This window comes from Aeromonas sp. FDAARGOS 1415 (genome assembly GCF_019048365.1).
Lineage (GTDB): Bacteria > Pseudomonadota > Gammaproteobacteria > Enterobacterales > Aeromonadaceae > Aeromonas > Aeromonas taiwanensis.
The window spans coordinates 3,754,569-3,768,881 of record NZ_CP077363.1; the positions used below are offsets into that span (position 1 = coordinate 3,754,569).

The window sequence follows — 14,313 nt, forward strand, 5'->3', positions numbered from 1 at the left end:
AACAATCACAAGGAGAGCACCATGTTGCAAGGAACCTTCAAGCGCACCCTGATAGGCGGCCTGCTCGCACTGAGCTTTGGCGCCCACGCCCAGATCGACGAGATCCACTTCCTCATCCCGGGCGGTGCCGGCGGCGGCTGGGACAACACAGCCCGCGGCACCGGCGAGGCTCTGACCAAGTCCGGCCTGATCCAGACCGCCTCCTACCAGAACATCTCGGCCGGTGGCGGCGCCAAGGCCATCGCCCATCTCATCGAGACCTCGGCCCAGTCCGACAAGACCCTGATGGTCAACTCCACCCCCATCATCGTCAAATCCCTCTCCAAGGAACTGCCGCAATCGTTCCGGGATCTCACCCCGGTCGCGGCCATCATCGCCGACTACCAGGCACTGGCCGTGCCGCTGGACTCTCCCTACCAGAGCTGGCCCCAGCTGCTGGCCGCCTATGAGGCAAACCCCGCCAAGGTGAAGATAGCCGGGGGCTCCGCCCGCGGCAGCCTGGATCACCTGGTGGCCGCCATGACCTTCAAGAACGCCGGTGCCGACGCCAGCAAGCTGCGTTACGTGGCCTATGATGCCGGCGGCAGTGCCATGGCCGCAGTGCTCGCGGGAGAGACCCAGGTGCTCTCTACCGGTTTTGGCGAGGCGATGGAAGCGGTCAAGTCCGGCCAGATGCGGATCCTCGGCATGACAGCCTCCGAACGCATGCCGGATGCGAAAGACATCCCCACCTTCAGCGAACAGGGCAACCCCACGGTGTTTGCCAACTGGCGCGGCTATTTCGCCTCCCCCAGCGTGAGCGCCGAGAAGTCGGCCGAGTTTGCCGCCCTGCTCAAGCAGATGTATGACAAGCCGGAGTGGGAGACGGTTCGTGCCCGCAACAGCTGGACCAATCGCTATCAGGCCGGTCCCGAGTTCACCGCCTTCCTCAACAGCCAGGAGCAAGAGATCGGCGGCCTGATGCGCGAGCTCGGCTTCATCAAGTAATCCCACAACCCCATGGCGGGCCCGGCCCGCCCCATTGGAGTCATTCCTATGCACCTGACCAAGGAGCGGTTCGGGGGGCTGCTGTTTTTGCTGCTCTCCCTCGCCTATGGCTACCATGCCACCCAGATCCCGGGCTACCCGGGGGACGAATATGAACCCTTTACCGCCAGCACCCTGCCCTATGCCCTGGCTGGCGTCGGCATAGTGCTCTCCCTGCTGCTGATGGCCTCCCCAGGGGGCGAGCTGCTGCAGAAAGAGTCCGGCAACTGGCGGCTGGTGTTCGCCTTTCTCGTCCTGATGATCATCTACGGCGTGGCCCTGACCTGGCTCGGTTTCCTCGTCGCCACCACCCTGTTCCTCATCGTCGGGATCCGGCTGATGGGCGAACCCAGTCTCGCCTTCGCCTGCAAGGTGAGCGTGCCATTTACCCTCATTTTCTGGGCCCTGCTGACCAAGGGGCTCAATGTCTATCTCGAGCCGGGTCGGCTGTTCACCCAGTTGCTGGGATAAGGAGAATCCATGTTAGACGGCATTCTGCAAGGGCTCGGCACCGCCATGATGCCCATCAACCTCTTCATGGTGGTGGTCGGCTGCTTTGTCGGCACCTTCATCGGCATGCTGCCGGGCCTCGGGCCCGTCACCGCCATCGCCCTGATGATCCCCATCACCTACGGGCTGGATCCGGCCTCCGGCATCATTCTGATGGCCGGGGTCTATTACGGCTCCATGTTTGGCGGTTCCACCGCCTCCATCCTCATCAATACCCCGGGCTGCTCCGCCAGCATGATCACCGCCATCGACGGCTATCCCATGGCACGCAAGGGCTATGCGGGCAAGGCGCTGGCCATCGCGGCCTATGCCTCCTTCGTCGGCGGCACCCTGTCGGCCATCTTCCTGATGGTGGCGGCCCCCCTGCTCGCCAAGGTCTCCCTCTCCTTCCAGTCGGCGGACTACTTCGCCCTCATGGTGCTGGGGCTGTCGGCGGTGGCGGCCTTTGCCGGCAAGGGGCAGGTGCTCAAGGCGCTGATCATGGCGCTGTTCGGCATCATGATCTCCACCATCGGTATCGATCGCAGCGTCGGAGTGGACAGGTTCACCTTCGGTCTGCCGGACTTGCGGGACGGTTTCTCCTTCCTGCTGCTGGCCATGGCCACCTTCGCCCTGGCGGAGATCCTGATGACGGTGCTGCGCCCGGGCAAGGATTCCCGCGCCGAAGAGGCTGAGCAGATCCAGAAGCTCGGCTCCCTGAAGCTCAGCAAGGAGGAGGTCAAGGAGATAGCAACCCCGGTCACCCGTTCATCGGTACTCGGCTTCTTCATCGGCGTGCTGCCGGGAGCCGGTGCCACCATCGCCTCCTTCATGGCCTACGGCGCCGAGCGCAATCTGGCCCGCAAGGAGAAGAGGGATGAATTTGGCAAGGGCAGCCTGACCGGTGTCGCCGCCCCGGAAGCGGCCAACAACGCCGCCTCCAGCGGTGCCTTCGTCCCCCTGCTGACCCTGGGGATCCCGGGCTCCGGCACCACGGCCCTGATGCTGGGCGCCCTCATTGCCTATGGCATCCAGCCGGGCCCGCGCCTCTTCATGGAGCATCCGGACGTGTTCTGGTCGGTGATCATCTCCATGTACCTGGGCAACGTGGTACTCTTGATCCTGAACCTGCCGCTCATCCCTTATCTGGCCAAGATCCTGCAGGTACCGCGCCCCGTGCTGATCCCCATGGTGCTGCTTTTCTCGCTGATCGGGGTCTATCTGGTCTCGTTCAACACCATGGACATCTATGTCATGTCACTGGTGGCCCTCATCGCCATCGGCCTGCGTCTGCTGGACTTCCCCATGGCACCCATGCTGCTCGGCTTCATCCTGGGGGGCATGCTGGAGGACAACCTGCGCCGCGCCCTGGTCATCAACGACGGCTCCCTGAGCTTCCTGTGGGAGCGCCCCATCACCCTGGGCTTCACCCTGGTGACCCTGGTGATGTTGCTGCTGCCAGCCTGGCAGTGGTGGCAAGCCCGCCGGGCTCCCAAGGGAGAGCCGGCCATCAGCCACTGAATCAATGAGCCTCTGCCGCCTCTGTGCCCTACTCATAACGAGCAGAGCCCTTGATGCCCCATTGGGAGCAAACCTGATCATAAAAAGAGCGCCGAAAGGCGCTCTTTTCTTTGTCTGGACGCAACGACCCTGGCTTCGGGGTCACTGCTTGCGATAACGCCGCTCCGGCCGCCCGACGGTGCCGTATTCGAGTTCCGGACTCGCCAGCTGCTGCCCCACCAGAAACTCCAGATAGCGGCGCGCCGTGGTGCGGCTCACCCCGATCCGGGTACCTATCTCCTCGGCACTGGCCCCCTCGGCGGCCAGGGCGGCCAATACCCGTTGCAGGGTGATGCCGTCGATGCCCTTGGGCAGCCCGGCGGCCGCCACCTGTTGCAAGGGCGTGCCCAACAGGGCGTCCACCGCCTGCTGATCGATGTCCGCGAGGGCCGCCAGGGCGGCAATGCTCTGACGGTACTTCTCCAGGGTGTCGCGCAGCCGCTCGAACACCACGGGTTTCAAGATGAAATCCACCACCCCGAGGCGCATCGCCTCCTGCAGGGCGCTCGCCTCCCGGGCGGCGGTGAGCAGGATGACGTCCAGGCTGGCCCCCGCCTGGCGCAATTCGCGCAGCAGGCAAAAGCCCTCTCCGTCCGGCAGCCACACATCCAGCAGCACCAGATCGGGTTTCAGGATGGCGATCTGCTCCCTCGCGTCGAACAGGGTGAGCGCCACCCCCAGCACGTCAAACCCAGGCAGCCGCTGCACGAAGCGGCGGTGGATTTCGGCGATGGCCGGATCGTCTTCGACGATCAGGATCTTGATCACTCACACCTCCTTTGGAATGTAACAGACGACGCAACTTCCCTGCGCCGTGGCTTCTATGGTGATCTGCCCCTGCAGGGAATCCAGGGTCTTGCGCACCAGGGCGAGGCCAATGCCGTGACCGGGCTCGGCCTTGCTGCTCACGCCTCGCTCGAACAAGGTGTCCGCCAGGGCGGGATCCACCCCGCCGGCCCCGTCCTCCACCTCGAGGATGAGATCCTGCCCCAGATCGCTTAAGGCGACCCGGATTGGCTGATAGGGTGCGCCGTGGCGACGGGTCGCCTCGAAGGCATTGTCGATGAGGTTGCCAAGCAGGGTCACCAGCTGGGAACCGCTCACGCGATGGGGGATGTCGTGCAGGCGGGAATCAGGGTCAACTTCCAGCACCAAGCCCAGCTCGTGGGCCCTGTGGTACTTGCCAAGCAGCAGCCCGGCCACCTTGGGCTTGGCAATGGCGCCCATCAGGAAGCTGAGCAGGGTCTGCTCGGTGTCCGCCTCCCGCCCGATGAAGGCCAGCGCCTCCCGGGTGGCTCCCAGCTCGATGAGTCCGGCGATGGTGCCGAGCTGATTGTTGTGTTCGTGGGTCTGTACCCGCAGCAGATCGCTGTAGGCCTGCACCTGGGAGAGCTGGGCGCTGAGCTCGGCCAGCTCGTCCTTGCGCCGAAAGCTCGACACGGCGCCGATGAGGCGGCCTTCCTGCACCAGGGGCAGGCGGTTGACGATGAGGGGCTGGCCATTCAGGACTATCTCCTCGTCGAACTGGGGGCTCTGCTCCTGCAAGATGGAGAGCATGCGGCTGCCCGGCAGCAGCTGGCCGATGGGTCGGCCGATGGCGGCCCTGGCAACGGTTTCATCCAGGCGCAGCAACCGGATGCCGTTGGGATTGATGGAAGTGAGCCTGCCCTGCTCGTCTATGGTGAGGATCCCCTCGCGCACCGTGCGCAGGGTACAGTCGAGCTCGGCATAGAGGCGCCCTATCTGCTCGGGTTCGAAGCCGAAGATGGCCTTCTTGTAGCGCCGGGCCAGCCAGGCGGCGGCGGCGCTGTTGAGGATCACGATGAGCAGGGTGCAGAGCAGGCCAAAGCGCAGGAAACCGCGCAGATCGGCGTCAATGTCCCGCACCAGATAACCGACCGAGACGACCCCTATCACCCTGCCCATCTCGTCGCGAATGGGCCCCTTGCCCCGCACCGCGCTGCCAAGGGAGCCTTCTGCCCTCGAGATGTAGAACTCCCCCGCCAGGGCCCGGGCAGGATCATCTCCCACCATGGGCTTGCCAAGCCTGTCTGCGTTGGGGTGAACCAGACGCCTGGCATCGACGTCGCCGATGACGATATAGCTCGCACCGACCTCCCCCCGCATCCGCTCCACCAGCACGTTGAGGCGGACGGTGTCGGCCCGTTTCACCCCGGCGATGACGCCGGGCTCCCGGGCCACCAGCCGCGCCACGTCGAGGGCCTGATCCCCCACATCCTGATAGCGCTGCTCGGCGACATAGTAGTAGCTGGCCCCGCTCAGCAGCACCAGCTGCAACAGACTGACCAGACAGAGCATGAAGAGGATGCGTCCTTGCAACCCGAGTTTCATGCCTCCTTGTCCCCTCGCAACAGTTCGAGCAGCAGGCTGCCGTCGCGCAGGGCCTTGTGCACCTGCACCGAGGTGGGCTTGGTGGGATCTTCGTAGAAATGGGTGGATTCGATCTGCAGGCGCACCAGGTACTCGGCCGGCAACTGGCTCGCCAGGGACTGGTGCAGCATGGGGAACAGCAGCCGATCGGCCCGGGTGATCTCCCCCCCCAGCAGCAACTTGCCCGGGTTGAGCAGGCAGATGAGGTTGGAGAGCACCCGGGAGAGCCGCCCCGCCGCCTGATGGAGGATATCCTGACAGAGGCTGTTGCCCGCCAGCGCCAGCTCGCACAGCTCGCGGATGTTGACGCTCTCGGGCAGATCGTGTTCCTGCATCCGCTCGCGCAGATCCCGGTACTGGGCCTCCAGGGCCTGATTGGTCACGAGCGTGCAGGCGCAGCCGAAGCCGCCGCAGTAACAGCGCTGGCCATAGGGTTCGAGCTGCAGGTGGCTGAGATCCCCGAGCAGGGCCGACTCGCTCTCGATGAGCTGGCCGTTGACCACCATGCCGACCCCGATGTCGTTGTGCACGAATACCAGCACCGCATCGGCGCAGTTCTTGGCGGCCCCCCATTCGCGCTCGGCCTGGATCCAGGTGCGCACGTCACCGCTCACCAGCACGGGGACCTCGAACGCCGCCTGCAGGGTGGGGCCGAGGGGCCAGTTGCGCAGATCGTAATAGGGGAAGTGCTTGACCATGCCGGAGTGACGCTCCACCTGCCCCGGCAGGCAGAGGGCGATACAGGCCAGACGCAGTGCCTTCTTGGGCAGGAAGCCCTCGATGGCATGCACCAGGCTGGCCAGCAGATCCGCGCGCTCCACCTCGCTGAAGAGATGGCGATGGCGCGCCAGGGAGCGGCCGGCCAGATCGAACAGGGCCATGTCCACATAACCACGGCCCAGACGCATGGAGAGAAACTGGAAGCGACGCTCGTTGATGCGCAGCAGGGTCTGACGGCGACCGCGCCCCACCGAGCTCTCGCCGCAGGTGACCACCAGCCCCCCGTCGAGCAGCTCGCGGGTGATCTTGGTGATGCTGGCAGGAGAGAGACCGGTCAGGCGGGACAGATCGGTACGGGACAGCTCCTTGTGCTCCTCCAGGCTGGCGTAGACCAGGCCGTAGTTGAGCTGACGGATCAAATCGATACTGCCTTTCACGATCTCATTCATAGGGTAGGGGCTAACGAAAGGAACGAATGACGCGATTTTCCCACATTCTGCGCCGAACCCCAAATTTGCCGTCTGGAAATCACGTCCAGACGGCAAATATGTGACTAGTAACGGAAGCGGGAGACGAGTTGACGCAATTTGTCACCCGTGTCGGCCAGGGTGCGGGTGGTGGTGCTGGACTCCCCGGCGGCCTCGGTCAGCTCGTTGACGATCTGCTGGATGGCCACCAGATTCTTGTTGATCTCCTCGGAGACCGCGTGCTGCTCCTCGGCCGCCGTGGCGATCTGGATGTTCATGTCGTTGATGGTGCCGACCGCCGTCACCATGCTGTCGAGGGAGCTGGCGATATGGCTCGCCTCCTGCACCGTCTCCTGGCTGCGGGATTCGCTCGCCTGCATCACCTCCACCGCCTGCCTGACGCCGCCCTGCAGCCGCTGCAGCATCTCGTTGATCTCCTTGGTGCTTTGCTGGGTGCGGCCCGCCAGTGAACGCACCTCGTCCGCCACCACCGCAAAGCCCCGTCCCTGTTCACCTGCCCGGGCCGCCTCAATGGCGGCATTGAGTGCCAGCAGATTGGTCTGTTCGGCAATGCCGCGAATGACCTCCACCACGGACCCTATCTTGCCGGTCTCCTGCGCCAGCTGCTCGATGACCCCGGCGGCCACGTGCACCTCCTCCACCAGCCGGTTGATGCTGCCGATGGCGCTGCTCACCACCCCGCGTGCGGCATCCGATTCGCGCGCCGCGTCGCTGGTGGCACTGGCCGCATTGGAAGCGCTCGCCGCCACTTCCTGAGCGGTGGAGCTCATCTCGGTCACCGCAGTGACCACCTGATCCGTCTCCCTGCCATGCCCCTGCATCTGCCTGTCGGCGTGCTCGCTCAGGCTGTGCAGCCTGTGCACGGCGCCAAGCAGCTGATGGCTGGTCTCCCCCACCTGGCTCACCACCGACTGGATCCGCTCGACAAAGCGGTTGAACGCCGTGGCCAGCTGGCCCACCTCGTCCTTGCCCTGCACCTTGAGGCGCCGGGTCAGATCCCCCTCCCCGTCGGCGATGTCGTTGAGAGCTGCCACCGCCTCCGCCAGCGGCCGGGTTGCCCGGTTGCCGATCACCACGGTGGCGGCCAGAGTCACCCCCAGGATCACCAGAATGATCAGCACGCTGCTCTGCAGGGAGCCATGCATCGCCTCCTCACGCTCGGTGCGCAGGGTCGCCAGCTCGCTGTCGATGTCGTCGATGTAAAAGCCCGTGCCCACCACCCACTGATACTTGTCGAGCACCAGGTTGAAGGAGAGCTTGGGGGCATCCCGTCCGAGGGACGGCTTGTTGGTCCAGTACTCGGAGAACCCGTCCCCCTCCCGCGCCGACTTGATGATCCCCTGGATGAGGAAGGTGCCCTTGGTGTCCTTGTCCTGCCAGCGGTTCTTGCCCTCCACCTCGGGGCGGGTCGGCAGCAGCAGGGTGTTGCCCTGATAGTCATAGACGAAGAAGTAACCGTCGCTGCCATAGCGCAATGGCCGCAATGTCTCGAGCACCCGCTGGCGGGTCTCGGGGTTGTCCGGCCCCGCATAGGCCTGCTCGATGGCGGTTTTGGCGAGCATCAGATAGCTGCTGAGCAGCGCCTTGCGCTCCTTGACCGCCTTCTCCCTTGCCATCACCAGCTCTGACTCCAGATCGCTCCTGGACATCAGATAATTGCTGAGATTGACCACCAGGGCCATCAACAGGATGGGGACCGCGCCCAGCAACAGGATCTTCTGTTTCAGCGTCATCATGCACTTCCTTTAGCGATTTTTATGTGGGTGTTCCGTTCCTACCGGCTCGACCTGCTGGCCGAGGGGGGATGGCATTCGCTACAATCCCGCCACCTTCCATTATCGACCCGATGAGCTGACCTATGAGCCAATGTCCTTGCGGTTCTTCCCTTCCCCTCTCCCTGTGCTGCGGCGCTCTCCACGGCGGCCAGGCCGCCACCAGCGCGGAGCAGCTGATGCGTTCCCGTTACAGTGCCTTCGTGCTGGGACTGGGTGACTACCTGGTGCACAGCTGGCATCCCGACCATCTGGGGACACTGACCGCAGACGAGCTCTCCCGAAGCGATACCCGCTGGGACGGTCTCGAGATCCTCGCAAGCCGGGGCGGCCCCCATGACGAGACCGGCATGGTGGAGTTCAAGGCCTGGTTTGTGGAAGGGGATGCGCGCCACTGCCTGCACGAGCGCTCCCGCTTCGTGCGGTATCAGGGGCGTTGGGTCTACACTGACGGCGAACAGGATCCGGCGCCGCTGCGGGTGGGCCGCAACGATCCCTGCCCCTGTGGCAGCGGCAAGAAATTCAAAAAATGTTGCTTCGAATAAAACAGGCTTTTTAAACTGACGTTATTTAATCGGGACAGGAATACAGCCATGGATGAACGTCTTGCAGAATCCATTCAACAGCGCCTTGCCGCCATCAAAGGGAGCGGTCAGGCAATACAGGGCTCCGACGTCCTGTTATACCTGCAACCGGCCAGCCAGGCAGGCATCCAGGTCAACCTGCCCACCGGCAAGACGAAACGCCTGCCTGCGGTACTCGTCGGCCTGGATCGCCAGCCCTACCTCTATTTCACCTTCCACGCCATCAACCGGGAGGACCTGCTGTCATACTGCAAACCCGGCTACCGGGTGCATGTCTCCGTCATCTGCGAGCGCGGCCTGGGGGCCATGGTGCATTTCGACAGCGTGATCGAGCTGGCAGGAGAGACGCCACTCCTGATCACCACCCGGGTGCCCAAACAGGTGACCATCAACAAGATCCGCAGAGAGACGCGCTACCCGGTGAACCTGACCGGCTGGACCACCAACGGCGACACCAAGATCCCCATCCAGCTCACCGACATCTCCTTTGAGGGATGTGCGTTCAAGACCAGCTACCTCGCCCCGCCCCTCAAGATGCAGCACCCCATCGTCCTGCGTTTTCAGCCCCTGGAGGATGGCCAGGATCTCCTGCTCCTCAGCGGCATCATCTGCAATCAGGGTAAATTGCTCGACAACATCGTCTACGGGGTGAAATTCGACCAGGACGGGCAGCGCAACAGCAACGCTCTCTTCATGAACCTCGAATTCAACGGGCAAATGATGGTCTCAAAGACCCCAGACACAGACGCACTGCGTTAATCCGCACAGGCCCGCAGCTTGCCTCCCCCAGTGCGGGCCTCTTCCCGGGCACGGATGCCCGCCCCTCCCATGGTCACACCTGCTCTTTTCCCTCGCCGGGATCCGGCCCTTCTTCCTATCTGCTCTCCCGTGACCTCTGTCACATAACTCTCACCAACCATCACCAAATGCTCGTTTACGCTCATTAACTTGGCCCATATCAAACATTTTCAACCATAGAGGCGCCACACTGAGCCCATCTGGAAGAGATGAGACGGGCACAATGAAAAGAATAACCACACAAGTCGTCATCATAGGCGGTGGCGCCACCGGCGCCGGCATCATGCGCGATTGTGCGCTGCGCGGCATCGACTGCCTCCTCCTTGAGCGGGACGACATCGCCGCCGGCACCACGGGCCGCAATCACGGTCTGCTCCACTCCGGCGCCCGCTACGCGGTGACGGATCAGGAGTCCGCCCGCGAATGCATTCAGGAGAACCGCATCCTCAAGCGGATCGCCAGCCACTGCGTAGAGGACACCGGCGGCCTGTTCCTGACCCTGCCGGAAGATGACATCGGCTTTCAAAAGACCTTCATGGACGCCTGCGCCCTGGCCGGCATCGAGACCCGTCAGCTCGATCCCCGCGAGGCGCTGCAGCTCGAACCCAATGCCAACCCGGCCATGATAGGAGCGATTCAGGTGCCGGACGGCACGGTCGACCCCTTCCGCCTCGCCGCCGCAAACGTCTTGGACGCCAAGGAGCACGGCGCCCGCATCTTCACTCACAGCAAGGTGCTGGGGCTGCTGCGCACCCAGGACAGAGTGCACGGCGTCAAGGCCATCAACACCCGCACCGGTGAAGCGTTCGAGGTAGAGTGCCAGGAGGTGATCAACGCCGCCGGCATCTGGGGCCAGCAGATCTGCGAGTACGCCGATCTCGGCATCCGCATGTTCCCTGCCAAGGGCTCCCTGCTCATCATGGATTACCGCATCAACCAGCTGGTGCTCAACCGCTGCCGCAAGCCGGCAGACGCCGACATCCTGGTGCCGGGCGATACCATCTCCCTCATCGGCACCACCTCCAGCCGCATCGATTATCACAAGATTGATCAGCTCACCGTGGAGCCGGACGAGGTGGAAGTGCTGCTGCGCGAGGGGATAAAACTTGCCCCCATCATGGCACGCACCCGCTTGCTGCGGGCCTACGCCGGGGTGCGCCCTTTGGTCGCGGTGGATGGTGACGAATCGGGCCGCAACATCAGCCGCGGTATCGTGCTGCTGGATCACGCCGAGCGGGACGGTCTGCAGGGCTTCAACACCATCACTGGAGGCAAGCTGATGACCTATCGCCTGATGGCGGAGTGGGCCACCGATCTGCTGGCCAGGAAGCTCGGCAACAGCAAACCGTGCCGCACCGCCGAGCTGAACCTGCCAGGCTCGCGGGATCCGGAGAAGGTCTCCGCTCCCGGCCTCTCGGCACCGGTCGAAGGCTCTGCCCAGTATCGCCACGGGGAACGGGTCATCGCCTTCTTCCGTGACAATCCCAAGGCCAACGCCCTCATCTGCGAATGCGAGATGGTGACCGCCGGCGAAATCGAGTACGCCCTGCGGGAGCTCGACGTGGACAACCTGGTGGATCTGCGCCGCCGCACCCGTCTGGGCATGGGCCCTTGTCAGGGTGAGCTGTGCGCCTATCGCGCCGCCGGCCTGATGCAGGAGTACGGCAAGGCTGATGGCCGCCAGGCCTGCGTCATGCTGCGCCAGTTCCTGGAGGAGCGCTACAAGGGGACCCGCCCCGTGCTCTGGGGCGATGCCCTGCGGGAAGCGGAATTTACCTACTGGATCTATGAAGGCCTGTTTGGCCTGGGTGAGTGGACGGCCCCCCGACTGGTGAACGAGTCCGCCCCCCAGAGCCATGCCACAGAGACACACGAGGAGACGCCCCATGAAATTTGACACCATAGTGATTGGCGGCGGCATGGCGGGCCTCTCGGCGGCCCTGCGCCTGGCCGAGGCGGGCCAGAAGACCCTGCTGATGGCCTCCGGTCAGAGCGCCCTGCACTTTTCCTCCGGCTCGGTGGATCTGCTGGAGAGCGAGGGAGATCCCCGCGCCGCCCTGCCCGCCTTCATGGCTGCCAACCCCGAGCACCCCTACAACAAGGTGGGGATGACCCATATCGAGGCGAGCCTTGCCGATCTGCAGCACCACTGCGCAGAAGAGGGGTTGTCGCTGTTTCGCCAGGAGCACAACCACCAGCGCCTGACCCCCATCGGCACCCTGAAATCCACCTGGATCTCCCCCGAGACTTGCGCCTGCGTCACCGACGCCCCCGTGCCGGATACCCTGCTGCTGGCCACCCTGGAGGGTTTTCGCGACTTTCACCCACGGCTTGCGGCAGCAAATCTCGCGACCCACCCCCGCTTCGCCCACTGCCGTATCCTGACCGGTGACATTCGCATTCCCCAGCTGGCCGAGTTCAGCCGCAATCCCCACGAGTTTCGCTCCGCCGACATCGCCCGCTTGTTTGACAAGCAGGGGGGCGGCAACCACTCCCTGATGGCGGATCTGGCTCGCGAGATCAGCCGCATGGTGATGGAGTGCGGCGAACCCGGCTGTCGCCATATCGTGTTGCCCGCCTGCCTCTCGCTCGGACTGGTCGGCCCGCGCCTGGGGGATCTGGAAACGCGCACCGGCTGCACCATCCGGGAGGTCGCCACCATGCCGCCATCGCTTATCGGCATGCGGATGCAGGAAGCCCTCAAACGTCGTTTCATCGCTCTTGGCGGCACCTTCCTCACCAGCGAACGGGTGCTGGGCGCCCGCTACGAAGGCAACCGTGTCGTCGGCGTGCACAGCCAGAATGGCGACGATCAGCTGTTCGAGGCGGACCACTTCGTGCTCGCCTCCGGCAGCTTCTTCAGCCGCGGGCTGGAGTCGCGCCTGCGCGGCATTCGCGAACCCATCTTCGATGCCGACGTCTTGAGCCTCGAAGAGCGCGATGCCTGGGCCGGTCGCCGGCTGTTCGACCACCATCCCTTCATGGGCTTCGGGGTCAAGACCGACGACAAGCTCAGAGTGCTGCGCGGGGGCAAGCCGCTTGCCAACCTCTATGGGGCGGGCAGCGTACTGGCCCACTATGACCCCATAAAAGAGGGGTCAGGTTCAGGTGTCGCGGTTGCCACCGGCTGGCAGGCCGCCGGCCACATTTTGAGTTCAGCCCAATGATGATTTCGCCCCATATCCCGTGCCTTCAAACTCGACGGGAGGAGAACTGACATGCTACTGGATCACGCCAACCAAACTTTCGATCAGTGCATCAAATGCACCGTCTGCACCGCCTACTGTCCGGTGGCCAAGGCCAATCCCGCCTACCCGGGCCCCAAGCAGGCAGGGCCGGACGGGGAGCGGCTGCGCATCAAGAGCCCCGAGCTCTTTGACAGCGCCCTCAAGTACTGCACCAACTGCAAGCGCTGCGAGGTGGCCTGCCCGAGCGGGGTGCGCATCGGCGACATCATCGCCAAGGCCAAGCACCAGTACAGCGGCTTCAAACCCGGGATCCGCGAATTCGTGCTCTCCCACACGGATCTCATGGGCAGCATGTCCACCCTGATGGCCCCGGTCGTCAACTTCACTACCGGCCTCAAGCCGATGAAGCTGGTGCTGGACAAGGCGCTCGGGGTCTCCTCCCACCGGAACCTGCCCAAGTACTCCCAGGGCACCTTCCGCGGCTGGTACAAGAAGCAGAAGGAGACCCAAGCCAGCTTTGCGCGCCAGGTCGCCTACTTCCACGGCTGCTACGTCAACTACAACCACCCTCAGCTCGGCAAGGAGCTGGTGCAGGTGCTCAACGCCATGAAGATCGGCGTGCAGCTGCTCGAGCGGGAGAAGTGCTGCGGCGTGCCGCTGATAGCCAACGGCTTCATGGACAAGGCCAAACAGCAGGCGGCCTTCAACATCCAGCAGCTGGAAAACAGCCTGCTTGGCAACGAGATGCCGCTGCTCACCACCTCCTCCACCTGCGGCTTCACCTTGCGGGACGAATACCCCCACCTGCTGGAGCAGGACAACCACAAGGTGCGCGATCGCATCTCCCTGGTGACCCGCTTTTTGTGGAACGAGTTCTACAAGGGCAACAAGCCGGCCATGAAGCCGCTCGGGCTGCACATCGCCTACCACACCCCCTGCCACATGGAGAAGATGGGGGGCGTCATCTACACACTCGAATTGCTGCGCGCCATCCCGGGGGTCAAGGTGACCGTGCTGGAGTCCCAGTGCTGCGGCATCGCCGGCACCTACGGCTTCAAGTCGGAGAACTACGAGACCAGCCAGACCATAGGCGAGGGGCTGTTTGATCAGATAAACCGCCTCAAGCCCGATCTCGTCATCACCGACTGCGAGACCTGCAAGTGGCAGATCGAGATGAGCACGGCGTTCCCCTGTGAACACCCTATCCACCTGCTGGCCAGAGCCCTGGCTTGATCCCCTTGCCACGCCCGGCCAGACGACCCGCTCGGCAAAGGGGCCGATAAGCCAACACCAGATG

The 14,313-nt window shown here is 64.0% G+C and carries 12 protein-coding genes; 8 read left to right on the plus strand and 4 right to left on the minus strand.

The features are described 5' to 3' along the window. The first annotated feature begins 21 nt into the window (after positions 1 to 21). Genes I6L45_RS17520 through I6L45_RS17530 form a run of 3 tightly spaced genes read left to right on the plus strand, consistent with a single transcriptional unit; the run spans position 22 to position 3,036 of the window. Positions 22 to 987, plus strand: coding sequence for a tripartite tricarboxylate transporter substrate binding protein (locus tag I6L45_RS17520; protein WP_043760105.1), 966 nt, complete (start codon positions 22 to 24; stop codon positions 985 to 987). 48 nt (positions 988 to 1,035) lie between these two features. Further along, on the plus strand, positions 1,036 to 1,497 hold the full coding sequence (locus tag I6L45_RS17525; RefSeq protein WP_216982778.1) for a tripartite tricarboxylate transporter TctB family protein: 462 nt from the start codon (positions 1,036 to 1,038) through the stop codon (positions 1,495 to 1,497). Between the two features lie 9 nt (positions 1,498 to 1,506). Beyond that, positions 1,507 to 3,036: a tripartite tricarboxylate transporter permease gene (locus tag I6L45_RS17530; protein ID WP_216982779.1), complete on the plus strand. Its 1,530-nt coding sequence runs from the start codon at positions 1,507 to 1,509 to the stop codon at positions 3,034 to 3,036. Between the two features lie 141 nt (positions 3,037 to 3,177). On the opposite strand, the gene I6L45_RS17535 is transcribed toward I6L45_RS17530, so the two are convergent. The 4 genes from I6L45_RS17535 to I6L45_RS17550 form a co-directional block, all read right to left on the minus strand. After that, positions 3,178 to 3,843 carry a response regulator gene (locus I6L45_RS17535; protein WP_216982780.1) on the minus strand — a complete coding sequence of 222 codons (666 nt, stop codon included), beginning with the start codon at positions 3,841 to 3,843 and terminating at the stop codon, positions 3,178 to 3,180. Next, positions 3,844 to 5,427: a sensor histidine kinase gene (locus tag I6L45_RS17540; protein WP_216982781.1), complete on the minus strand. Its 1,584-nt coding sequence runs from the start codon at positions 5,425 to 5,427 to the stop codon at positions 3,844 to 3,846. Continuing rightward, positions 5,424 to 6,635, minus strand: a complete 1,212-nt coding sequence (locus tag I6L45_RS17545; RefSeq protein ID WP_216982782.1) for an ROK family protein — start codon at positions 6,633 to 6,635, stop codon at positions 5,424 to 5,426. Before I6L45_RS17545 ends, I6L45_RS17540 begins: the two co-directional genes overlap by 4 nt. Before the next feature lie 104 nt (positions 6,636 to 6,739). Then, positions 6,740 to 8,407, minus strand: a complete 1,668-nt coding sequence (locus I6L45_RS17550; RefSeq protein ID WP_216984238.1) for a methyl-accepting chemotaxis protein — start codon at positions 8,405 to 8,407, stop codon at positions 6,740 to 6,742. A 125-nt stretch (positions 8,408 to 8,532) separates the two neighbouring features. On the opposite strand from I6L45_RS17550, the gene I6L45_RS17555 reads away from it, so the two are divergent. From I6L45_RS17555 to glpC, 5 genes are all read left to right on the plus strand, one after another. After that, complete coding sequence (locus tag I6L45_RS17555; RefSeq protein ID WP_081843723.1) at positions 8,533 to 8,991, plus strand: YchJ family protein; 459 nt, start codon at positions 8,533 to 8,535, stop codon at positions 8,989 to 8,991. Between the two features lie 48 nt (positions 8,992 to 9,039). Beyond that, positions 9,040 to 9,789 (plus strand): PilZ domain-containing protein, encoded by a 750-nt coding sequence (locus I6L45_RS17560; protein ID WP_216982783.1) that lies wholly within the window; start codon positions 9,040 to 9,042, stop codon positions 9,787 to 9,789. A 262-nt stretch (positions 9,790 to 10,051) separates the two neighbouring features. Continuing rightward, entirely contained in the window at positions 10,052 to 11,725 is a 1,674-nt protein-coding gene (gene glpA, locus I6L45_RS17565; protein ID WP_216982784.1) for an anaerobic glycerol-3-phosphate dehydrogenase subunit A, read from the plus strand. Further along, the gene (glpB, locus tag I6L45_RS17570; protein ID WP_216982785.1) at positions 11,715 to 12,995 is read left to right on the plus strand and encodes a glycerol-3-phosphate dehydrogenase subunit GlpB; all 1,281 of its coding nucleotides are present in this window, start codon (positions 11,715 to 11,717) and stop codon (positions 12,993 to 12,995) included. The genes glpA and glpB overlap by 11 nt, the downstream gene beginning before the upstream one ends. A 51-nt stretch (positions 12,996 to 13,046) precedes the next feature. Further along, positions 13,047 to 14,249, plus strand: coding sequence for an anaerobic glycerol-3-phosphate dehydrogenase subunit GlpC (glpC, locus tag I6L45_RS17575; protein ID WP_216982786.1), 1,203 nt, complete (start codon positions 13,047 to 13,049; stop codon positions 14,247 to 14,249). Positions 14,250 to 14,313 lie beyond the last annotated feature (64 nt).

Bases quoted from the DNA above. Each gene is read 5' to 3' on its own strand.
- I6L45_RS17540 (WP_216982781.1), bottom strand. From the start codon at position 5,427: ATGAAACTCGGGTTGCAAGGACGCATCCTCTTCATGCTCTGTCTGGTC.
- glpA (WP_216982784.1), top strand. From the start codon at position 10,052: ATGAAAAGAATAACCACACAAGTCGTCATCATAGGCGGTGGCGCCACC.
- I6L45_RS17520 (WP_043760105.1), top strand. From the start codon at position 22: ATGTTGCAAGGAACCTTCAAGCGCACCCTGATAGGCGGCCTGCTCGCA.
- I6L45_RS17545 (WP_216982782.1), bottom strand. From the start codon at position 6,635: ATGAATGAGATCGTGAAAGGCAGTATCGATTTGATCCGTCAGCTCAAC.
- glpC (WP_216982786.1), top strand. From the start codon at position 13,047: ATGCTACTGGATCACGCCAACCAAACTTTCGATCAGTGCATCAAATGC.
- I6L45_RS17530 (WP_216982779.1), top strand. From the start codon at position 1,507: ATGTTAGACGGCATTCTGCAAGGGCTCGGCACCGCCATGATGCCCATC.
- I6L45_RS17550 (WP_216984238.1), bottom strand. From the start codon at position 8,407: ATGACGCTGAAACAGAAGATCCTGTTGCTGGGCGCGGTCCCCATCCTG.
- I6L45_RS17525 (WP_216982778.1), top strand. From the start codon at position 1,036: ATGCACCTGACCAAGGAGCGGTTCGGGGGGCTGCTGTTTTTGCTGCTC.
- I6L45_RS17560 (WP_216982783.1), top strand. From the start codon at position 9,040: ATGGATGAACGTCTTGCAGAATCCATTCAACAGCGCCTTGCCGCCATC.
- I6L45_RS17555 (WP_081843723.1), top strand. From the start codon at position 8,533: ATGAGCCAATGTCCTTGCGGTTCTTCCCTTCCCCTCTCCCTGTGCTGC.
- glpB (WP_216982785.1), top strand. From the start codon at position 11,715: ATGAAATTTGACACCATAGTGATTGGCGGCGGCATGGCGGGCCTCTCG.